23 protein-coding genes are annotated in these 22210 nt (G+C 38.3%); 17 read left to right on the forward strand and 6 right to left on the reverse strand.

Annotation, left to right across the window (positions count from 1 at the left end; genetic code table 11):
* Window positions 1–11: 11 nt before the first annotated feature.
* The 10 genes from AC0L7T_RS00500 (at window position 12) to purE (ending at window position 9227) form a co-directional block, all read left to right on the forward strand.
* Window positions 12–1250, forward strand: coding sequence for a DUF4374 domain-containing protein (locus AC0L7T_RS00500; protein WP_473340276.1), 1239 nt, complete (start codon window positions 12–14; stop codon window positions 1248–1250).
* Window positions 1251–1472: 222 nt separating this feature from the next.
* Complete coding sequence (locus AC0L7T_RS00505; RefSeq protein WP_473340278.1) at window positions 1473–1802, forward strand: DUF6686 family protein; 330 nt, start codon at window positions 1473–1475, stop codon at window positions 1800–1802.
* Between the two features lie 13 nt (window positions 1803–1815).
* The gene (locus AC0L7T_RS00510) at window positions 1816–2508 is read left to right on the forward strand and encodes a hypothetical protein (protein WP_473340279.1); all 693 of its coding nucleotides are present in this window, start codon (window positions 1816–1818) and stop codon (window positions 2506–2508) included.
* Window positions 2509–2738: 230 nt separating this feature from the next.
* The gene (locus tag AC0L7T_RS00515; protein ID WP_473340280.1) at window positions 2739–3065 is read left to right on the forward strand and encodes a hypothetical protein; all 327 of its coding nucleotides are present in this window, start codon (window positions 2739–2741) and stop codon (window positions 3063–3065) included.
* Window positions 3066–3067: 2 nt separating this feature from the next.
* Window positions 3068–3361, forward strand: coding sequence for a hypothetical protein (locus tag AC0L7T_RS00520; protein ID WP_473340282.1), 294 nt, complete (start codon window positions 3068–3070; stop codon window positions 3359–3361).
* A 10-nt stretch (window positions 3362–3371) separates the two neighbouring features.
* Window positions 3372–4985 carry a PepSY-associated TM helix domain-containing protein gene (locus AC0L7T_RS00525; RefSeq protein ID WP_473340283.1) on the forward strand — a complete coding sequence of 538 codons (1614 nt, stop codon included), beginning with the start codon at window positions 3372–3374 and terminating at the stop codon, window positions 4983–4985.
* Between the two features lie 276 nt (window positions 4986–5261).
* A complete protein-coding gene (locus tag AC0L7T_RS00530; RefSeq protein WP_473340285.1) occupies window positions 5262–7040 on the forward strand; it encodes a MutS-related protein in 1779 nt (592 codons plus the stop codon).
* Window positions 7041–7119: 79 nt separating this feature from the next.
* A complete protein-coding gene (locus AC0L7T_RS00535; RefSeq protein ID WP_473340286.1) occupies window positions 7120–7272 on the forward strand; it encodes a lmo0937 family membrane protein in 153 nt (50 codons plus the stop codon).
* 300 nt (window positions 7273–7572) lie between these two features.
* Window positions 7573–8712 (forward strand): 5-(carboxyamino)imidazole ribonucleotide synthase, encoded by a 1140-nt coding sequence (locus tag AC0L7T_RS00540; RefSeq protein ID WP_473340287.1) that lies wholly within the window; start codon window positions 7573–7575, stop codon window positions 8710–8712.
* A complete protein-coding gene (gene purE, locus AC0L7T_RS00545) occupies window positions 8709–9227 on the forward strand; it encodes a 5-(carboxyamino)imidazole ribonucleotide mutase (protein ID WP_473340289.1) in 519 nt (172 codons plus the stop codon). Before AC0L7T_RS00540 ends, purE begins: the two co-directional genes overlap by 4 nt.
* A gap of 182 nt (window positions 9228–9409) precedes the next feature.
* On the opposite strand, the gene AC0L7T_RS00550 is transcribed toward purE, so the two are convergent.
* On the reverse strand, window positions 9410–9769 hold the full coding sequence (locus AC0L7T_RS00550; protein ID WP_473340291.1) for a DUF3127 domain-containing protein: 360 nt from the start codon (window positions 9767–9769) through the stop codon (window positions 9410–9412).
* Window positions 9770–10206: 437 nt separating this feature from the next.
* Here AC0L7T_RS00550 and AC0L7T_RS00555 point away from each other — a divergent pair, with 437 nt between their 5' ends.
* From AC0L7T_RS00555 to AC0L7T_RS00565, 3 genes are all read left to right on the forward strand, one after another.
* Window positions 10207–11007 carry an MBL fold metallo-hydrolase gene (locus AC0L7T_RS00555; protein ID WP_473340294.1) on the forward strand — a complete coding sequence of 267 codons (801 nt, stop codon included), beginning with the start codon at window positions 10207–10209 and terminating at the stop codon, window positions 11005–11007.
* A gap of 32 nt (window positions 11008–11039) precedes the next feature.
* The gene (locus AC0L7T_RS00560) at window positions 11040–11309 is read left to right on the forward strand and encodes an MBL fold metallo-hydrolase (protein ID WP_473340295.1); all 270 of its coding nucleotides are present in this window, start codon (window positions 11040–11042) and stop codon (window positions 11307–11309) included.
* 82 nt (window positions 11310–11391) lie between these two features.
* Window positions 11392–13188, forward strand: coding sequence for a hypothetical protein (locus AC0L7T_RS00565; protein ID WP_473340297.1), 1797 nt, complete (start codon window positions 11392–11394; stop codon window positions 13186–13188).
* A 49-nt stretch (window positions 13189–13237) separates the two neighbouring features.
* Here the strand turns inward: AC0L7T_RS00565 and AC0L7T_RS00570 are convergent, their stop codons facing one another.
* Window positions 13238–13633 carry a VOC family protein gene (locus AC0L7T_RS00570; protein ID WP_473340299.1) on the reverse strand — a complete coding sequence of 132 codons (396 nt, stop codon included), beginning with the start codon at window positions 13631–13633 and terminating at the stop codon, window positions 13238–13240.
* Window positions 13630–14127, reverse strand: coding sequence for a ClbS/DfsB family four-helix bundle protein (locus AC0L7T_RS00575; RefSeq protein WP_473340300.1), 498 nt, complete (start codon window positions 14125–14127; stop codon window positions 13630–13632). The genes AC0L7T_RS00570 and AC0L7T_RS00575 overlap by 4 nt, the downstream gene beginning before the upstream one ends.
* A 299-nt stretch (window positions 14128–14426) precedes the next feature.
* On the opposite strand from AC0L7T_RS00575, the gene AC0L7T_RS00580 reads away from it, so the two are divergent.
* From AC0L7T_RS00580 to AC0L7T_RS00595, 4 genes are all read left to right on the forward strand, one after another.
* On the forward strand, window positions 14427–16319 hold the full coding sequence (locus AC0L7T_RS00580; protein WP_473340301.1) for a mechanosensitive ion channel family protein: 1893 nt from the start codon (window positions 14427–14429) through the stop codon (window positions 16317–16319).
* Between the two features lie 120 nt (window positions 16320–16439).
* Window positions 16440–17012 carry a sugar O-acetyltransferase gene (locus AC0L7T_RS00585; protein ID WP_473340303.1) on the forward strand — a complete coding sequence of 191 codons (573 nt, stop codon included), beginning with the start codon at window positions 16440–16442 and terminating at the stop codon, window positions 17010–17012.
* 446 nt (window positions 17013–17458) lie between these two features.
* Window positions 17459–19252: a PAS domain S-box protein gene (locus AC0L7T_RS00590; protein WP_473340304.1), complete on the forward strand. Its 1794-nt coding sequence runs from the start codon at window positions 17459–17461 to the stop codon at window positions 19250–19252.
* The gene (locus tag AC0L7T_RS00595) at window positions 19249–19656 is read left to right on the forward strand and encodes a response regulator (protein ID WP_473340306.1); all 408 of its coding nucleotides are present in this window, start codon (window positions 19249–19251) and stop codon (window positions 19654–19656) included. Before AC0L7T_RS00590 ends, AC0L7T_RS00595 begins: the two co-directional genes overlap by 4 nt.
* A 250-nt stretch (window positions 19657–19906) precedes the next feature.
* On the opposite strand, the gene msrA is transcribed toward AC0L7T_RS00595, so the two are convergent.
* The 3 genes from msrA to AC0L7T_RS00610 are packed head-to-tail and all read right to left on the reverse strand — an operon-like array spanning window position 19907 to window position 21891.
* The gene (msrA, locus tag AC0L7T_RS00600) at window positions 19907–20404 is read right to left on the reverse strand and encodes a peptide-methionine (S)-S-oxide reductase MsrA (RefSeq protein WP_473340308.1); all 498 of its coding nucleotides are present in this window, start codon (window positions 20402–20404) and stop codon (window positions 19907–19909) included.
* A 13-nt stretch (window positions 20405–20417) separates the two neighbouring features.
* On the reverse strand, window positions 20418–20699 hold the full coding sequence (locus AC0L7T_RS00605) for a GNAT family N-acetyltransferase (RefSeq protein WP_473340309.1): 282 nt from the start codon (window positions 20697–20699) through the stop codon (window positions 20418–20420).
* The gene (locus AC0L7T_RS00610) at window positions 20677–21891 is read right to left on the reverse strand and encodes a bifunctional alpha/beta hydrolase/OsmC family protein (RefSeq protein WP_473340310.1); all 1215 of its coding nucleotides are present in this window, start codon (window positions 21889–21891) and stop codon (window positions 20677–20679) included. The genes AC0L7T_RS00605 and AC0L7T_RS00610 overlap by 23 nt, the downstream gene beginning before the upstream one ends.
* Window positions 21892–22210 lie beyond the last annotated feature (319 nt).

Consider the following 22210-nt stretch of genomic DNA (forward strand, 5'->3'; position numbering starts at 1 on the left):
CACTAATTATTATGAAAACTAATTTTAACTACCTATTAGCTTTTGCGGCAGCCATGACTGTCGGATTCTCTAGCTGTAATCCTACAGATGATCCCGAACCAGACCCTGGCCAACCGACCGCTGAAAGCCGCTATATCATTGCATCCACTCCTATCTCTTCTGATGGAGTAGCGGATTATCTCTTGACTGCTGAAAGCCTAACCGAAGGAACAGTGAGCACACTAGGAAATGGTGTGGAACAAGACGGGACCTACCGTTATTATGTAACGCACAAAAACAAGTTCTTCAGCATGCTTTACGGGCAGGGAAATCCGGGTGCCGTAACTACTTATGAATTGAATGCCGAAGGTGAGTTGGAAAAATTGTCTGATTTCCAGTCAGAAACAGTACAGGCTTTTGGTGCGATGGACGATGATATCGTGATGGTGAAAATAAGCCGTAGCGAGACCAATCCTTTTGCCTCATGGTATAGAATGGATGCTGATCAATTGCAGATCGTAGATGAAGGCACTTGGAATCAGCAAGAAATAGCCAATAACGGTGAACGTGCATTTTTCTCTTGGGTGACTCAGGTAGGTGACAAACTTTTTGCCCCTTACTTCAGCATCAAGTCTTGTTGCAACGACACTTTTGGTACAAGCTACCCTGATAGTTCGTGGGTTGCAGTGTTTGATTACCCGAGCATGGAATTGAATACAGTAATTAAAGATGACCGAACCAGTTTTCTTGGCAGGTACTTTCTTTCAGGCCTAGAAGTGGATGAGCAGGGTGATGCATATGGTTTTTCAAGTTCCGTAGCTTCCTCTAATGGGGAAATGACTTCGACGCTTCCTTCAGCCATCACACGGATAAATAAGGGAACATTAGCATTTGACGAATCCTATTATTTCAATGTGCAGGAATTGGCTGATGATTATTACATCACAGCAAACACCTATGCAGGTAACGGTAAATTTATTGTAACCATGAATAAAGAGAAAGGTGCTTATACTGTTGGCAAGCGCTTCGGTGTAGCTGATGTATATAACAAGACTTTCACTTGGGTGACTGGCACTCCTGCAGAAGCTTCGATCGTAAATGTGACGATCAATAATTATTCTGCAAAGGACGGCCTGGCCTATATAGGGATCACTACCGAGGATGGAAGTTGGGTGTATGAATTCAATGCCAATACCGCTACGGCCAAAGAAGGTTTGAAAGTAGAAGGTGGTAAAATTACTGCCATCAGCTATCTGGATCCTGCAGATTAACTTCTCCTAAAGAAAAATTTTAAGTCCTGGGTGAATTGTCGCGATGTTCCGGCCAGCAGATGTGGCAATTAACCCCAGGCCCCAATTCATTAGAAATGTAGCATGCTAGCCATAAAAACTGTTTTCCACGATCTTTTTGTCTTCATGATATTGGCTGAACGCATGAGCAAAAATATTGCATAATCAGTAATAAGAGAATTATCAAACTCTAAACAACCGAAAATGTCAGTATGTAAAACCGAAATAATCTATCAAAACAAGGATTTCATTTTCACCAAATGTGTGGATTGTTGCAGAATGGGACTGATGTACCATCAAGTAATGATTGGCTTCGACGAGATAAACTTTGCGGCTTTCATCAGGTATTTGAAACAGTTGGATTTTGATCTCTACAAATTCCCTTGCCTTGATGGAGTTGATAGGGTTTTCATCGAAACCTATCACCATGACATTCAATTTACATTTTCGGAAGAGGAGTTTTACACACTAAAGGCTGGTGCCATTGAAGCCAATGAACAGCTTCAATTAATAGAAATGATTCGAAAACTTTAAGGCAAATAAAAAAATGAAAAAGTTAACAACAAAGACAGTTTACCTGACCCTATTGCTTTCCCTGCTCGCTTTTGGTACTCAAGCGCATGCATTGTGGATACATACTTCGTCCAGCACAGAAATTGGAAAGACGCATGACTTCAAGGTGTATTATGCGGATTACCATGAAAATGCCATCGAAGCTGTAGCAGATTGGTATTCAGATGTGGAGGATTTTGAGCTTTGGTTAATCAGCCCATCAGGGAAGAAAATCAAACTGGAGCCGATAGCAAAAGCAGCTCATTTTGAAGGGAGTTTTGAAGTGAAAGAAAAAGGCCAGTACCAATTGCAAATAAGCCACACGGCCAAGGTATTAAAGGGGACCACAGCCTATCAGTTCAATGCTTTCGCTCAGGTATGGTCAGGAAAAGGGAAAAAGGTTTCAAATCAGCAAGCAGATCTTTCACTGTCAAGAAAACCAAAATCATCGACTTTCCTGGTAAACTATAAAGGGAATGCCCTATCTGATGCTTCCATCAAAGTCTTGGGACCAGATAAGGAAAATCAGGAAATTCTTACGGGGAAAAAAGGCCAAGCCAAAGCAACGATGGAGGGCAATGGAAAATATTTCGCAGAAGTAACCTATACAGACAAATTGAAAGCTGGCGACCCTTCAGGGTTAAAGGCAATTTGGAGATGTGCTACTCAAGTGATTGAGGTGGAGTGATTTCCGAAAATGACAGTGGGTACTTTTTAACGTGATTTTTAAGCTTTGATCCTATATTTTTATTGCTGATTTTTTTCATTAGGGCGACCATTATTGCTTCGTGGTCGCTCTGATGTTTCTATTCATTGAATTTGGAACAGTTGAGTAAACGAATAAATAATTGGCAATAGCGATCACAAATCCTCTTGCTTGGTACAGGTTAAATATAGCATCAGAGAAAGATAAATATAATGATAACATTAAGCACAATTTTTACCCTTGCAGGGTTTGAATTTTTTTACCAAACGTCTCACAAGGCCTCTCTTGTACGGCCTGCTTTATTGGAAACATGGTTTAAATCCAATGAAAAATTGGCGAAAGTTTTAGGTTCTGTTCTATTAGCCATTGGGCTTGTATTGTCGATTCTCGCTTTGGGAATAGGCTCAGGTAGCTTCGCATTCACATGTATCCTAATGATGATAGGGAGTCTGGTAGTAATAATTTCTCCGCTAGGCTGGATTAAAACTGGATGGCTTTTTACTGGTTTTGTTGCATTGTTTATCCTTGAATTACTATAGTCATGCCAGCCAATAAAAAACACCTATCACCCAATTTTCTTCATCGCTTTTCAAGGATTACAGCTGGTCTCGTAGGAGGCTATTTAGTTACAGCGTCCTTTTTTCTTGCCCTTTCCTTCCTATGGGATAAGGCATCTGTACTTTATACCCTGGTATTTGGTGGGTTTATACTTTGGGTAACCCTACTGATTCTAGCATTTATTGCAAAGAATGGGTGGAAAGTTTGGGCAATTTATTTGTTGCTCACCCTTGGTTTTTCCTCGATCGTCTATTTCTGTCAATCCCCATCCATTTAATTTTCTACTTATGAGCAACAGGATATACAATATTCTTTTCCACACCCACACCATTTCAGGCATTTTCATCAGCCTGGCCTTGTATGTTATTTTCTTTGCCGGATCCTTTTCTTTCTTCCGTGATGAGATCAACAGTTGGGAAAGGAATGAGCCACTGTCTGAAGGATGGAAAATGGGAGAAATGGATTTTGATAGGGTTATTGACTCCCTAAAAACCAATGATACTCTGGTAAATAGGGACATTAGTTTTAGTCAATATTATGATGAACAGCGTTTGTCATTGAGCATCTCCCCAGCAAAAAACGTGGAAGAAAAGGGCCCCAAAAGACGCCGAAGAGGAACTTTCATGTACATGAATACCCAGGATTTGAAAACCTATGATTATAAAAGCTCCTATTCTCTGGGAGAGTTTCTCTATCGTTTACACTTTTTTGCACAGCTTAACTTTTATGGTCGATCTGGTTATCTGTTGGCAGGGATTGTGGCATTCTTTTTTCTGTTCGCAGTCATTACTGGCGTATTGGTTCATTGGAAAAAAATTATAAGCAACTTTTTCATGTTTCGTCTTAAAGCCAGTGTTAAAAATCTTTGGACTGATGCTCATACTGCACTTGGGATATTGGGTTTGCCTTACCAGTTCATATTTGCACTTACTGGTGTATATTTAATTGTTGGGACTACGATAATGTCTCCAGCAATTGTGAAATTTATTTATGATGACGATACAGAAAAGGCCTATGATGATTTTGGCTTTAACGAAGCCAAGTATGCCCTTTCTGGAGAAACTTTGCAAGCCGATTTTTCTATCTATCCATTTCTAAAGCAGACCAAGGAGAAATGGCCAGATTTTGACATACGCTCCGCTAATATTTTCAATTATGGGGATGAAAACATGCATGTTAAGTTTGAAGGTAAATCAGACTTTGATCGTAAATTCGCCAGCTCAGGAAGCATTACTTATAAGGTTTCTACGGGAGAGATTGTCAGCGAAGAAAACCCTTTTGAAGCGGTTTCTTATATTGATGGTTCGAGGGCAGTATTGCAGCGCCTTCATTTTGGGGATTTTGGGGGCATTGGCGTCAAATTGATATATTTTGTTTTGGGAATTGTCACCTGCTTTGTGATTATTTCTGGCGTGATGATATGGTTGGTAGCTCGGGATAAAAAACATGTATCCCCTGCCAAGCGAAAGTTTAATGCCTGGCTTGTATGGTTTTATCTGGCTGGATGTCTAAGCATGTACCCTGTTACAGCTTTCAGTTTTCTGATGGTGAAACTAGGACTTCAGGACCCTTCCGCTGACCGGGTTGCATTTATTTTTCAGGTATTTTTCTGGTCCTGGCTTCTGCTTACTTTGATTTTCATTTTCATTAAAAACAATGCCTTGACCAATAAGTGGACATTGGTATTGGGAGCTGTTTTAGGACTGATGGTTCCGATTGCGAATGGAATGGTAACTGGCAACTGGCTTTGGGTAAGTTTGGCAAGGGGTTATTCGGATATCTTTTTAATCGACGCTTTTTGGTTGATCACCTCTATCAGCGCCTTGCTTATTGGGTTGAAAATAAAGACTGATAAAACGGTCTCTGCTAAGGTGGAGCATTTGACGCCTGCTAAAGTTTAGAATATAGAATTGTATTTGATTTGACTACACCATAGCACCCCTATGGTGTAGTCTTAAAAAGGGTTGATGCCATAGCTTTGGGCATATAATTTCAGTATAATATGGATTTGGGATAGGGTTTACCCTTAGGCCAATCAGAATTGCTCCAATTCTTTTAACTTTTTATACTACATTTATATTTTAATAAGCCTGGATTGAGCAATAGATTTAGCGGCCTTTAAGAAAGCCAGCGTTTATTTTCATGTTTCCGCCTTTTGACAAAACATCCTCTAATTCATGAATACCGAATTTGACCTTTCCGATCCTGATAAAAAACTAGAATCCATTCGGGACAAAGTGCTCCTTTTGTCCTTTGGACGGCTAGGGCTTTTCTTGTTAATGCTCGTACTGCTTGTTGTGGGAATTTCTGAAATACACTGGCTGCTAATTCTTTTTTTCCCAGTAACCTTTGTGTTTGTATCCTTGATCTTGAAGTTTAATAAGGAAAAGGACCGCGAGGCCTTTTACAAGGCAGTAAAGGAAATGAACGAAAACAGGGTAAAGCGTAAAAACCGGGAATTGAAGGAGTTTGATGCTGGGTTGGAATTTATAGATTCCTCGCATCCTTTTTCTAGTGACTTGGATTTATTTGGAACGCACTCACTGTTTCAAATGATCAACCATACCGTTAGCCGGGGAGGAAAAGCCCTATTGGCCAATTGGTTGAAAACACCCCTTGCTCCAAAAAATGCTGCTGAAAAGCAACAAGCTTTATTTGAGTTGAGTGGAAAGAAAGACTTCATTTTTATTTTTGAAGCATTTGGGAAGGCTTTTATGAAAAAAGACAATGCTAAAGATGGAAAGGCTAGATTTTATGCCTGGCTTAAAAATAGTCAACCCTGGCATTCATTTTATTTCCTTCCCATGGTTTTGGGCCCAATTGTAGGCTTAATTGTTCTTTTTGGTGCATTGTATAGTGTTTTCTCAACCCTATATTTGAGTATATTTATCTTGGTTGGAATGGGTCTTTTAAGTTTGATTTTCAAGCCTTTGATGGAGGCCATGAAAGCCTTGCCTAATGACAATGATCTCAAGACTTTACAAGCCTGGGCCAAGCTTCTTGAAAAGGAACAGTTTGAAAACTCCCTGCTTATAAAACACCAAACGCCTCTCAAACAAAAGAATTTCCTGGCCTCAAAGGCCATCAAACAATTGGAAAGCCTCACCTTTTTGGTAGAGAACAGGACCAATATGTTGTACCTCATTTTCAATCTTCTTTTCTGGGTAGATTTTTATGTTTTATACCGCCTAAAGAAATGGAATAAGCTTGCTGGTGAGAACATGAAGGAATGGGAAGAAACATTTGAAAACTGGGAGGCCTTGGTTTCTTTGGCTTCATTCATAGAAGAGGAACAGCTTTCTACCAAAGTGGACTGGACAGACCGATTTTCATTTTCAGGGGAAGGTATCAGGCATCCGCTAATAGCCCCTAAGACCTGCGTAGCCAATGATTTTAGTTTGAAAGAAAAGGAGAAGGTAGTACTGCTAACCGGCTCCAATATGTCTGGAAAAACAACCTTTATGCGGACCCTTGGTATAAATTTGGTTTTGGCAGGAATGGGTGTCCCTCCTTTTGCAAAATCTTTCAGCACTGGTCCGTTTTTATTGTATACAAGTATGAGAAATACCGATAGTCTAGGTGAGAGTGTTAGTTCATTTTATGCTGAATTGGCTAGAATTAAAGGGGTATTGGAAAAGGCTGCTGCAGGTGAACCAGTATTTTATCTATTGGATGAAATATTAAAAGGAACCAACACTGCAGACAGGGTGCTGGGAAGTGAGGCCTTGATCAGACAGTTGGCGAAAACACAAGCAAAGGGTATCATTTCCACTCATGACATTGAGTTAAGTGCTTTAGAAAAGGAGCTTCCATTTCTAGTGAATTATAGTTTTCATCATGACATAAAAAAGGATGAGATCGTTTTTGACTACACCATAAAGAAGGGGTCCTGCCCTAATTTTAATGCCCAAAAGCTTATGGAACTTATGGGTATTAAAATAGAAAATGTAGCTTGAAGAAAGTGGGGAATTAGTTTTGGCATAAAAATTGGTATTATATCATTAAAATTTTTAACCATTTTTAATCCAAACAACCATGAGTTCATTACTGTATATAATCGCAATTATCCTTGTAATCGGATGGATATTAGGTGCCTTTGTTTATAGCGTAGGTGGTCTAATCCATATATTACTTGTTTTGGCTGTAATAGCTGTATTGTTCCGTCTAATTAGCGGGAGAGCAGTTTAGCACGCACATTAAATTATTACGGAATATTCAGGGTTACCCTATTGGGTAGCCCATTTTTTTTATTTCTTTCAGGAACTTCACATTCAAAAACAAAGCTTTTGATTACGTGCCGAAAAAGTAATTTTTTCTAGTTCCAACTTTCTATCACTAGCAAGCCCCTTTATTTTTTCAGAAAGAAAACAAGAATTTGTAAGTTTGAATTGGTCTAAGCAGATAAATTTCACTTGCTTCCGGTCTTCACTGCAACTTAATCCCGGATAATCCTTAATTTTGAAGTATAAAACGTAAAATCACCACACTGTGCAGAAAAACTATCAGCAACAAACCCTTGGTATTTTGGGTGGAGGTCAATTGGGAAGGATGCTTATCCAATCTGCCATCAATTACAATCTTGAGGTTCATATTTTGGACCCCGACCCGAATGCCCCCTGCAAATACCTTAGCAATAAATTTGTAAATGGGGATTTGAAGGATTACGATGCTGTTTATGCCTTCGGAAAGGAATGCGATGTTATTTCAATCGAAATAGAACACGTAAATACCGAAGCCCTTTTTCAACTTGAGAAAGAGGGAAAAAAAGTTTTTCCACAACCGCATATTATTGCCCTTATTCAAGATAAAAGGACCCAAAAGCAATTTTATTTAGACCAGGGGATTCCTACGGCTCCATTTATTTTAACAGATACTAAAGCGGATGTACGGCAAAATGCCGATTTCTTGCCGGCTGTAAATAAACTTGGAAAAGAAGGCTATGATGGAAGAGGTGTGCAAATGATGAGAAAAGCCGAAGATCTGGAAAAGGCTTTTGATGCGCCAGGTTTATTAGAAAAATTAATAGACTTCGACAAAGAGTTGGCGGTGATAGTGTCCAGAAATGAAGCGGGGGAAGTGAAAAGTTTCCCTTCTGTAGAATGTGCCTTTCACCCAGAGCACAACTTGGTAGAATTTTTGTTTTCTCCTGCCGATATTAGTAGGGAAGTGGACGCCAAAGCCAGAGAATTGGCTGAGGAGGTTATTCAAAAACTCGACATGGTGGGCTTATTGGCCGTAGAGCTATTTTTGACCAAGTCTGGTGAGTTACTCGTTAATGAAATAGCGCCTCGGCCTCATAATAGTGGGCACCATACCATAGAGGCCAATTTTACTTCTCAATTTGAACAGCACTTGAGGTCGGTAATGGGAATGCCATTGGGTGAGACAGGACTGAGATGCCCTGCAGCCATGATTAACTTGTTGGGAGAAGATGGTTATACAGGTGATGCCATAGTGGAGGGCTTGGATGAAGCCATAATGGAGAAAGGCGTATACCTTCACCTATATGGTAAAAAGATAACCAAACCTTTTAGGAAAATGGGACATGTAACGCTTTTAGCTGATGATGCTGGTTTACTAAAAGAGAAAGCAGAAAGAATAAAAGAACTTATAAAAATAAAAGCATGAGTGAGATAAGAGTAGGGATCATCATGGGCAGTCAATCAGACCTTCACATAATGTCTGAAGCAGCTAAATTTCTTGAAGAGATGAATGTCGGTTATGAATTGACAATAGTTTCGGCACATAGAACACCAGTTCGTATGATCAACTATGCGCATGAAGCTAAAAAAAGGGGCCTGAAAGTAATTATAGCAGGAGCAGGAGGAGCAGCTCATTTGCCAGGAATGGTGGCTTCCCTTACCAGTTTGCCGGTAATCGGTGTACCCGTAAAATCCTCCAACTCAATAGACGGTTGGGACAGTATCCTTTCCATTTTACAAATGCCCTCAGGGATTCCGGTGGCAACTGTGGCACTGAATGGCGGTAAGAATGCTGGAATACTTGCCACTTCCATTATTGGGGCCTTTGATGAGGAGGTCTCACAAAATCTGGAAAAATTTAAACAATCCCTTTCTGATAAAGTAGAAGAGTCTGCGAAAAATGTGGAAGAGCTAGGTTGGAAAAAGGTGTTAAACGGTTAAATAGAATAAAAAAAAAAGGCGGGTACTGGTAAAGTGCCCGCCTTTTTTTGTCCACTAATTTTTATGCCTTTACTTGAGATTGTCTTTCCAAGTACATTTAAAAGAGGCCATAGATCATATTGGTTTGCTGCCTTTCCAGGTTAGCCAGATAGTACTTTTTTTCTGAGGGTTTGAATTAGCAATTAGAAAGGCAAAACATCACCGTCATTTTCATCATTAAACGTGGTTACGTCAGGCATATCATTGTTTTGGGCTGGAGCAGGCGCAGCATTACTAGAACCTGAAGTATTTACTTTCCAAATTTTAACATCGGTATACCAGCGACTGTTGAATTCCCTGCTTTCAACTTCTATACTTGCAGTCAATTCTTGTCCTTGCTGAATATTAAATTGATCAATTTTGTCTCCCCAGACTGTTAGACACACTTTTTTTGGATATTGACCTCCTGTTTCCAGAATATAGTCCCTTTTTTTCCAAGTGCCGTTTCTGCCGTTTCCGGATTGTTCCTCAAGTGCTTGTATGATTTTTCCTGATATTTCCATTTTCTATACTATTTTGATGAAAAAACGAAGGTAATTAAAACCTGTTGTATTTTAAAACGTGTAAGAAAGGCCTTTAGAAAATACTATTCGTAAATTCAGCAGAAGAAACTCTTTTATCCCAAATTATGTAGTTGGATTGTCTATTGCAAAAGCTGAGTTTATAGATGGTTTATTAATTTGAATGGCTATTTCTACCTTAGGAAATATGTCAAACCACAACTATCATTTGACCGTAAACTTTGGAATAAATGTTAAATCCGTATGAAAACATTATTTTTTCGACAGCCCGATGTAGTAATTTGATTTTTCTGCTTTATTTTTTATAACTAGTGGCAAAAAATTAGTTTTAAGGTAAAATCTAAAAATCCCTTTTTTAAAATAAAAGTTAATCATCCCAATTTCAATAAATGAAAACATTTAAAAAGATTATATATAGTATGATAGCATTACTGATAGGAACAATTGCCTTAATCGCCATTGGCGGATTTTTGTTCTTACATTTTAGTCCTGAGTTTGGAGGGAAGGCCAGCGAAAAGCAAAGAGCGCTTTATGCCAAATCAGACCATTTTAAGAAGGGAAAATTTGTCAATAATGAAGAGGTAAATATGGACTTGAGTGGAGGAGATATGCTCAAAGCCATTGCAGGGATGATAAAACCTATTCCTCACTCGGTTCCTGATGAAAACATTGAAACGCTTAAAATTGATTCTTTAGATATTGTACAATATGGACCAAAAACGAGGTTGGTTTGGTTTGGTCATTCCGCATTCCTTTTGCAGATGAGCAATAAAACCATCCTTATAGATCCGATGTTTGGCAATGTACCTGCTCCTCATCCGATGCTAGGCACCAAGCGGTTTAGCAGTGAACTTCCAATTGCCATTGAGAAGATCCCGTCGATTGATGCAGTGATCATTTCACATGATCACTATGACCATTTGGATTATGGCTCTATTCAAAAATTAAAAGACAAAGTAAAAACTTTCTATACCCCTTTGGGGGTAGGGGCACATTTAGAGGCCTGGGGAGTTGATAAAGCAAATATAGTCGAACTGGATTGGTGGCAGGAAGTGGATTTTGAGGAATTGACCATTCGTTGTACGCCTGCTCAGCATTTTTCTGGAAGGGGTATTTCTGATAGGGCCCAAACTTTATGGAGTTCCTGGATTATTCAATCTCCGAAGGAAAATTTATTCTTTAGTGGAGACAGTGGTTATGCCCCTCATTCAAAGAAATAGGAGAGCGATATGGGCCTTTTGACCTTGCTTTGATGGAATGTGGGCAATACAATGAATTATGGCCAACAGTGCATATGTTTCCTGAAGAAACGGCGATGGCTGGAGTAGATGTTAAGGCAAAAACAATAATGCCAATTCATTGGGGAGCTTTTAAATTGTCTCACCACACCTGGACAGACCCGGTGGAGAGAGTTACTCAGAAAGCTGCGGAATTAGGGATAGGTTTAATTACACCTAGAATTGGTGAACCGATACTGTTGGATAGCCTTATTATGTCTGAACCCAATTGGTGGCAAGAGTAGCTTGGTTTGAAGGTTTTTAAGAGTAGAACCCATTAAATAAATGAGCAGGTAAATAAATCCAGAAGGCAAGATAGCGAGTACTATGACAGACTATTCCTCATTCCAGCATCCAATTACGCATACTGAAGACATTAGAACGGTTTCTGAAATTGCTTCTAAGGAACCGGTTTACAATCAATACTATATTTTGCCCCAGGATTGTGAAAACGGGGATCGAATTGGCAAGGTTAATTTTTTATGGAGCCATCAAAAGTTTTTCAACAGAAGGTGGGGAACTTCCATCGATGACTCATCCTACACCTTTGAAATTGGTAAAGGAAATGCTGACAATGCGTTCTCTATTTCCTCCGATGGTGAGCTGGTAATTGATAAAGCTTCTCTTTTTGAGTCAACAAGATACCTAACGGTAAGGGTAAAGTTATTTGAAACGTACTTTGAGGAGACGATCTGCAAGGTTTATAGAATACCCGTTAAAAATTGTGTTTATTTTGACTTTGAAGCAATTGGTAAAGGGACGGGGAGCAGGAAGGACCCTTATAAGGCCTGGAAGGATCATTTTTATGGAAGTGCACCTGCAATTGCTACAGGAAAGGCAGGTAATTTTTATTTGTGGAAAAGAGGGCAACGAATAGAAGATTGGACCAAAGTCCAAAATCCCCTTGTTGGCGGTAAAAGACCAGAATACATCACCCTAGGGGCCTGGGGAAAAGGTGCCCGACCAATCATTGACGGGAGTAACAATAAAAACTCTGAGCGATTTTGTGATGTAGGTAATGCTAAGTTGAATGGTACATCCTTAACAATGGCCACTAATCCGGAAGGTGTTGCACACAATATCTGTATTATGGACATTGAAACCGATTTTAACGGTGATGGAAGATGGTATCCTTACCAAGTAGGCATGTACGGCAAAGGCAACCGATTTATCCGCTTAAAATGCAGTACTGTACTTGAATGGGAGGATGGTTTTTTCTGGGTCAAAAATCACCCTGGGGCAGAAGGGTCGGGCTATCTGGAGGCACTGTTTCAGGATATTGAGACTTATGACAGCAAATACAGGGCGATAAAATTTGAAGGTGGAGCTATCAAAGGTCGGAATTTTCGATGTTATACATCTGTAATGGATTCGGAAACCCCTTTGTCTGCTGCTAACGCTCCTTTTGTGGAGCTAAAGTATGCTGACCTACAATGTGTGGACAACAAAAGAGGTTTAGGGATTCAAATTAGAGCCGAAGCGCATACCTATGAATGGTTTTACTTGAAAGGCTATCAGGATGCGATGAATCCCTTTAGGCATGTAGGCCACAATGGATTAGATGAAAGTTTTGCGATTAAAAATTCAGGATATCAGCATATCTTGGTAGATGGGTGTACTCGGTTTATATGTCAATCAGCCAACAATGGCGCTACCGATAAACAACCGACAGGTATATACTTTAAAAACATTGATGTGATGAATTCATCTTGTGCCAAAGCAGGACTTACCATCGCTCAGGGTGCAGCAGACACCCTTATAGAAATGTGTAACCTTGGTGATTCGCCCGGAATAGTGGTTTTTCCTGACACTTCTGGTACGGTAATAAGGAGTTGCACAGTTCCTGGTAAAATAGATAGAAGGGCTGAAGCGACTATTATTAACACTGTATATGGTAGATTGATTGGTGCTGGTGGAGGAAAAATAATTACTTCAGTTACTCCTTTGAAGCCTTCCTATTTTGTGGATATGGTTGGTGGAAATTACCGACCAGCTCCAGGCTCGCCATTGATCGGTGCCGCTACAGAATTGAATCAAGCTTATGATCTTGAAGGAAATGAAATGCGTAATTTCCCTACCATAGGCTGTTATGAACTTGCTCCTGACCCCGATCCTGAGGAGTGAAGGAAGAAAATTAGCAGTTAGTGGATTAGAATTAATTAAATCTCTCCACTTATTTGTTTTCAATTGGCGTGCAAATTTCAATAATAATTCCGTTCAAGTCCCTAAGGTAGCCCACTTTTTGCCCCCAGGGTTTTTCTTTGATACTTTCAAATTCGCTGGCTCCGGCATCAATTGCCCTTTTAAAGTCTTCTGCTATATTTTCAGATACAAAGGCCATTTCCATTCCAACAGGCTTTTCACTTTTGATCATAGGGTTAAATCCTTTACTATAATTAGAATTGCCCAATGCTATGGAGGCAAAGGATATGGTGGTCTCTCCTGAGATTAATTCCCCGTAGTCATTTTCAGGGGTCACAAATTTCTTTTGAAACCCAAATGCTTTTTCATAAAAGGCAATCGTTTCCTGGACGTTATTAACATAGAATATCGTATAACCGTATTTCATTTTAGTGCTTTTTTTATAAGTTTTATTGCCCAATCATAATGACTAGAGGTATTAGAAATCAGGTAAGCAGCCAGCGAAGTGGTACCTGTCCAATGGTATCTTTTTTTCTCAAATAACTCCTCCTCGGTATGTTTGTCTATTATCTTGTGAATTTCTTCATGAGACTGATGTAACAAATTGATTGCCTTGGATAGGGGGAGGGCTTTATTTTCTTTTTGAATCTTCCTGTTGAGTTCTGGAAGTGTTTTCCAGGTATATCCAGGTGAAGGAATAGCTGGCTTGTCTCCTTTCATGCCTACCCTGTACCATTCCAACATCATCAAATGCCATATATGCAAATGGGCCAGGACATCTTTTATGTTCCGGTTTAATGTCCCCATAGGAAATTCCTGATCTACTTTTTTCTCGGGATACTTATTTACCATTTCAATAAGCTTGTCAAAATTTCTTTGACTTAAAGCTAAGAGGGCTTCCTTTGATTTTGGTCTGGGCATTAATCTGTATTTAGAACGGCATTATAAATTTAAGAAACACACTTCTTCGGCTGTTTTTCTTATCAAAATCTGCAACAATCAATTCAAAATAACTGATCCTAAATCCTAAGTGGATTCTTACACTGCCAGGCTTATGCCTGTTTTGGCTATGGTTAAGATATATTTTATTCTTTTAACTACCAAACTGCGGTGAAACAACACCGAATTAAATTAAACGCATTTTTTGCTTTTGTGCAGGCTATTGAAACCATCTTTTTTTTTAGCCTTCTTTTACTATATTTATAGCTTATAATATTACTATGTTGAAGATTTTTCGAAACGCATTACCAGGTTTAATACTATTGATTGGTTTGACTTGGGTATCCTATGGACAGACAGATAGTTTGACCTTAAAAAACGACTCAATTAATAATGCGAATTTACTCGAATACGACAGAAAATTAGCTGAAGTAGAAAAAGAGCGGGTAGCTGACTCTTTGAAAAAGGCGGAACTTGAAGCCCAACTTCTAAAGCTTAAAACGACTGATAACCTTCAAAAAATAGATTTGATCCAACAGCTGGAAACAATTAAGGAAAACGAGAAAAAGAGAATTGCCAATAAAATCGCTCAAATCGATTCCTTAAGAAATACAGCCAAAGGATATCCTGTACTGGGTTTCAAGAAGGACACCTTATTTTATATTTATACTAAAATGGGTGCTTCATCTCCCAGAGAAAGGGCATTAAGCATTGCGAATAAAATTAATCAGCTTTATGAAGATGATTTTTTAGTCAGTGATTCTATTCAGGTAATAAAGGCTGAGGACACTTATGACATAGTCTACAAGGATTTGATCATTACAAGTATTTCGGAGAATGATGCCCTTTGGTATGGAAAAAGCAAGGATGAGCTTGCTGAAAACTTCCAGCAAACAATAAAGCTAGCTATAGTTGAAGCGAAAGACGAAAACAGCTGGTTAAAGCTATTATCAAGAATAGGCTTAGTGGTGTTTGTAATGCTAGTGGCCTGGATATTCATTGGGCTTATAGGAAAAGGTTACACAAAGTTGGTGATAAATTTTGAAGTCAATAAGGGAAAATGGCTTCAAGATTTGTCCTATAAGGATTATACCTTTCTTACGGTGGATCAGGAAACGCAAATCTTACTTTTTTTAATTAAGGTTTTGCGTTGGTTTGTTTATTTTCTATTGCTTTACATCACCTTGCCCATCATTTTCAGTATTTTTCCATTTTCCCGTGATTGGGCCAATGCACTATTTTATCTCATTTGGTCTCCATTCAAAGGGCTTTTAGTGTCCATTTGGAGTTATTTACCTAAGCTTTTCAGCATTCTAGTGATCTACTTTGTGATGAAGTATGTCATTAAATTTGTGAAGTATATTTTTCAGGAAATCGAGGCAGAGAAACTAGTCTTGTCCGATTTTCATTCCGATTGGGCCATGCCAACATTTAGCATTGTCCAATTTTTATTGTACGCTTTTATGTTTGTTTTAATATTCCCTCACTTACCGGGATCGGAATCAGATATTTTTAAGGGAGTTTCTGTATTCGTAGGCGTCTTATTTTCGCTGGGTTCATCTTCTGCTATCTCCAATATGGTGGCTGGTTTAGTGATTACCTATATGCGTCCATTTAAAATTGGAGACCGGATTAAGATTGACAATGTGACTGGGGATATAATTGAAAAAACCTTGTTGGTGACCCGTGTGAGGACGATTAAGAATGAAGTTATTACCATTCCAAATTCTTCTGTGCTTACAGAAAACACCACCAACTACAGTATTGAGGCCAAAGGCAAAGGCTTAATCGTTCATACTACAGTTACGATTGGATATGATGTTCCCTGGCCAAAAGTCCATAAGGTTTTGATTGAAGCTGCTAGAAGGACTGACATGATCATGGATGAACCGGCACCCTATGTTTTACAAACCAGTTTGGAAGATTTTTATGTAGCCTATCAGATCAATGCCTACACACGGGAGGCAAGCAAGCAGGCCCTCATATATTCTAGTTTGCACCAGCATATTCAGGATGCCTGCAATGAAAGTGACATCGAAATTTTATCTCCTCATTACCGGGCAGCCAGGGACGGTAACATGACCACCATACCGGCTGACTACCTACCCGAAGATTATAAGGTTCCCCATTTTAATGTTAGGGTTAACAAAGGAAGGGATGAGCCATCAAAATGATAAGGAATTTTGGGAGGAAGAATTGCAATTTAAGACATAGATTATTATTCCATTGCTTGAATTCAGACGTTTTGCAAGTCTTAAATTCAAAGTAAAATACATAATCATTTGTGACAGGATATGACAGAGAAGCAAAAAATGTTAAGTGGAGCGCTATACAATTCCAGAGATCCGGAATTATTAGCAATGTACTATAAGGCAAGAAAGCTAATAAAACTTTACAATAACCTCGATTCAGAAGAATTAAACGAACGGAGTCATATTTTGTCAGATTTGCTGGCAAATACTGGCTCAGGTGTTTGGATAGAGGCCCCCTTTTATTGGGATTATGGAGCGAATATTTCAATTGGTCAAAACACATTTGTTAACCTTAATTGTATGTTTCTCGACAACAATACCATCACAATAGGAAAGAATGGATTGATTGGTCCTTATGTGCAAATTTATACCTCCGTGCATCCTTTGCGTGCAGCTGAAAGAATTGTCGAAGCAGGCAGTGGTTCCCGTTACTTAACTTCATCGAAACCCGTTTCCATTGGAGACAATGTGTGGATTGGTGGGAACACTGTCATTTTACCAGGCGTAAATATTGGAGATAATGTGACTATTGGGTCGGGCAGTGTGGTAACAAAGAACATTTCCGATAATGTTTTGGCCTTTGGAAATCCTTGCGCAGTGATAAAGAGTATTTGATACAAAAAATATAATGGCCCTTTCCGAAAATGGGCTTTAAGTTTGCTGGTCTATGTGGAACTTCCATTTGCGAAAAGCTGATCCAAAGGAGAAAAATTGCTTTATTGGCACGTATAAAAGTTTACCTTCTTGCAAAGAAATATCGAATTAGGGACACTTAACTAAGTGTTAATTCTTAATTTGGTCTTGAGCCAAGTTTCTTAATGATGGCAATTAAGAAAATGACGAGGATTTAGCAATAAAAAGAGTACATTAAACTACCTTGGTAAAAAAAAAAGAATATTTGGCCGAAAATACCAAAACTGGATTTCCTTATGTCCTTTAATAATTATATGTTGAAGAAATGGTCTTGATAATTTCAGATAGGATTGGCTATTAAGGCAGTGTTCATTTGATTATAGAAAGGATCAGGTTTTACTTTTAACGCTTTGTAATTATATCATTTGATGAAGAATCACATTTTAGACAGTACAAGTGATGCCGTATTTGGTTTGAACCTGGCGTGGGAAATTAACTATTGCAATAGGGCAGGATGTGATTTGTTTGGCTATTCGGAAGCGGAATTACAAGGTAGAAAATACACTGAATTTTTCAAAAGTAGTACAAGTCATAAATTTGAAGAGATTATTGAGGCCTTATTATTCAATGAGGCGGTAAGTTCAATTCGCACCGATTGTATTAACAGTAGCAAAAAAAAACAATCTGTTTCGATTCAATATTCACCAATTATAGATCAAAAAGAAAAGATTGTTGGTATCTCGAGTATTATCCGCCTTGTAAGCCAATACGAGAAGGCCACTAATAAGGCCCAAGCATTATTAGAAACTGCTCCGGATGCGATGGTCATTGTGAATAAATTAGGGCAAATCGTTCTTATTAATGCACAGACTGAAAGGCTTTTTGGATATAAAAAGGAAGAGCTCTTAGGTAAAGAAGTTGAATTATTGATACCTGACGAGTTTCTTAAACATCATAGTACTAACCGGACCAAATACGCTTCTAACCCTAAAGTAAGGAATATGGGTCAGGGAATGGAATTGTATGGAAAAAATAAATTGGGAAATAAATTCCCAGTTGAAATCTCATTGAGTCCACTTCATACTGAAACAGATATTTTTATCTCTGCAGCCATTCGAGATATAACGGATAGAAAAAAAGCTGAAAACAAATTTAAAGGGCTTTTGGAAAGTGCGCCAGATGCCATGGTTATAGTAGGTAAAGAGGGTAAAATTAATTTAATTAATACCCAAACAGAGAATATTTTCGGATATACCAGAGATGAACTTATTGGACAAAAGGTAGAAGTATTACTGCCAAATCGATTTCATAATGCCCATCCTGGTCATAGAAACAGTTTTTTTGATAATCCTAAAATGCGACCTATGGGAGCTGGTTTAGAACTTTTAGGTCTAAGGAAAAATGGGGAGGAATTTCCAGTTGAAATATCCTTAAGCCCATTGGAAACCATGGAAGGTGTACTTGTGAGTGCCGCCATTCGAGACATAACGGATAGAAAGAAGGCTGAGAGGGCACTTGAAACCTTTAATCAACAATTACAGAATAAAAATAAAGAGCTTGAGCAATTTGCATATATTGCTTCGCATGATTTACAGGAGCCCTTAAGGACTGTTATGAGTTTTTCTAGCCTCTTAACGAAAAACTACGGTCAGGGATTTGATGATACTGGGAAAAAATGCTTGACTTTTATTATGGATGCATCTAACCAAATGAGTCAATTGATTAAAGGCTTGTTAGACTATTCGCGAATTGGCACAAATACCGAATTAAAAACGATTGATTGTAACGTTATCTTAAAAGAGGTTCAGGAAGAATTTGAGTCGCTTATTGCGGAAACCAACACCTCTTTCAAAGTAGATAAATTGCCTGAAATTCATGGATTTGAGGTAGAAATTCGACTTTTATTTCAGAACTTGATAAGTAATGCAATCAAATTCAGGAATCCAATTAAGGCTCCAGAAATTAAAGTGTTCGCTAGCCGAGAAAAGGATTACTGGAAGTTTTGTGTTGCCGATAACGGTATTGGTATTTCTAAGGAATACCAAGAAAAGATTTTTGTAATTTTTCAACAGCTACATTCCAAAAAAGAATACAAAGGAACAGGTATAGGACTTGCCCATTGTATGAAAATTGTTGATTTGCATGGGGGGAAAATTTGGGTAGAATCAAAATTTGGGAAAGGAAGTAGCTTTTATTTTACTATTTACGATAAAGGATTATGAAGCTTAAAAATATTTTGTTGGTTGATGATGACTCAGCCACCAACTTTTTTCACAAAATAGTTATAAAGAGAACAGGTTATAAAGGAAATATTCATGTCGTTGAAAACGGTTTGGAAGCAGTAGAATTTATCCAAGAGTGTAGTGGTGGAGAATTTCCACATCCAGACCTTATTTTATTGGATATTAATATGCCAGTTATGAATGCATGGGAATTTCTGGAAAAATACAGAGAATTGGAATTTTCGAAATGTGGTAGTATGGTTATCATAATGCTCACTACATCACTAAATCCAGATGATGAGCTAAGGGCAAAAAAGATAGAGGAAATAGCTGGTTTTAGGCAAAAACCGCTAACGGTTGACACCATTAATAATATTATGGGAACCTATTTCAAGAAAGAATAAGGAAATTTTTGTCTATTGTTTTGTCATAGTTAAGGTTCCACTTGTTTGGGTACCTGGTCTCAGGATTTAAGTACTTCATTTTTCTGAAGATTGCTTTTTTCCTGCTTCTGCCTAAATTTTTTGAGGTTTTGAGTATAAAACCCAGGTAGGTCATACTTTAAACCCCATATTAAATAACAGATGTTCCATTACCTAATATGGGGCTAAATTTCATTCCTGATAGATTTATGGAATGTCTATTGTATGCTTTCTACTTAAGAAAACTTTCTTCAAACCTTTCAAAATGACAAGTATAGCCATTAGGATATCTTTTTAAGTAGTCTTGGTGTTCTGGCTCTGCCACCCAGAATTTGGAAATAGGTTCCAAAGTTGTAGCTACTTTTCCTTCCCATTTTTTCGATTCATTTACGATTTCAATTACTTCTTCGGCCACGGTTTTCTCTTCTTCATTTTGGATGAAAATAGCTGATCGATAACTTGAACCTATGTCATTGCCTTGACGGTTTACCGTAGTAGGATTATGGATTCGGAAAAAATAGTCCAATATATTTCTAAAAGAAGTCTCATTGGGATCGTAAGTGATTTCTATTCCTTCTGCGTGTCCAGGATGATTTCTGTAGGTTGGATTTTGATTTTCTCCACCGATGTATCCCACTTCAGTATCTTTTACGCCTGTTTGTGTACGGAATAAATCTTCCATTCCCCAGAAACAGCCTCCTGCAAGATATGCTTTTTTTAAATTATCCATGTGCGCTCTTTGTTTAATGTTTGATAATATTTTTCCATTTTTCACTGTCCCTGACAATTGCTTTTATAAAAGGGCAGTAGGCTGTGGCTGTAAGGCCTTCTTTTTCTATTTGTTCTAAGGTTTTAAGAACCAATGTTTTTCCTATGCCCTGCCCCCTTAGCGATTGTGGTACTTCAGAGTGAACTAAATCCAGATGATCATTTTTTCGTGTATACGAAATGTAGGCAGTTAGCCCATTTTCTAATTCAAGTTCAAAACGGTTTTGTGTCGGTTTATGTTTTAGGGATGTGTTCATTATTCATCTCAGTTTTAATTGTTGAAGATTGCTGCAAAGTTTTGTGAACGGGGCATTTGGAGGCAATAACTCTTAACCGCTCTCTTTGGGTTTCATCCAAATTGCCAACAAACTCAAGGGATTTGGCAAAAACATCCTTGTTTTCTCCGTCAATTACTTCTTTACTATGGTTTACATAGGTATAGACCTCTTTTAAATCCCATTTTTTACGTTCTGCATAAAGTTTTATCGTCATTACCGTACAGGCAGACAAACCTGCTGAAACCAATTCAAAAGGTGACATTCCAAAATCAAAACCTCCCACGCTTTTTGGTTCATCGGCTATAATACCATGATTTTTAGTATTAATGAAAGTTGTGAAATTGTTTTCCACTAAATTTAAATGGGCCACTAACTGATGATTGTTAGGGTTAGGGGTTTCAAACGGGCTTAGGTCGATATACCGAGAAACCCATGAGGCTATTATGTCACCTACGTATATGCTATCCTCTTTTTTAGTAAGCAGATGGTCTGCATTGTCCAGTGAAACAAAGCTTTTTGGATGCCTGGCTTTGTGGTATATTTCATGGGCATTATTGATTCCCACGATTTCATCAATTGGCGAATGCATTACCAAAATAGGCTTTCTAAAGTTTTTAATGGTTTCGGGTAAATCGTGTTGTTTGAATCCATTGACAAATTCACCGCTTATCTTAAATGGTCTTCCACCAATTACTACCTCTGCCTCTTCATCTATTCCCAAGTCTTTCGCCTGTTCTTCAAATTGTCTAGTGACGTGTTGTACATCAGAGGGCGTACCTATCGTTACTATTGCCTGTATATTGTCGAGTTTAGATGCGGCAACAATAGCGGCAGCACCACCCAATGAATGACCGATCATTAATGTTGGCGCCTGATAATGCTCGGTAATGTATTTATTAACCACTAGTAAATCTTTCACATTGGCCTCAAAGTGGCTATTGGCAAAATTTCCTTCACTTTTGCCCAATCCTGTAAAGTCAAAGCGTACTACAGCTATTCCTTTGTTATTAAGCGCTTGGCTAATGTTCCTGACGGCATTGAGCTGACTTGTGCAGGTAAAACAATGTGCAAATAAAGCAAATTGTTTTGGTTTTTGATGGTTAGGGAAATCGATGGACGTGGCCAATTCATTTCCTTTGTCATTTATAATTTTAATCCTATCGGTATTCATTTTATTGGGTATTAAAAATTTTGTAGCAAATCAGTATGGAGATAAAAAACTTTAAAAATTATTGTGATACAAACATCTATTATGGTGTTTCACCTAATTTATTTGCTTTCACCCTATTTTTCTACGTCTATCTATGTTTGGGGTAGCAATTTTCCAACCGAAACTAAACAAAGATTTATTTATTGTGCTTAACACTACAAAACTAACTATGTTTTAGTCCTTCAAGTTAGGTTGAAATTCCCTATGTGTTGGCATAATTTCCCATTGTTGATTTTCAAAAAGGGAAAGTGGGAACTCGTGTTCAATTTACTGGGATTGG

The sequence above is a fragment of the Cyclobacterium sp. 10D3-21 genome (assembly GCF_055809755.1).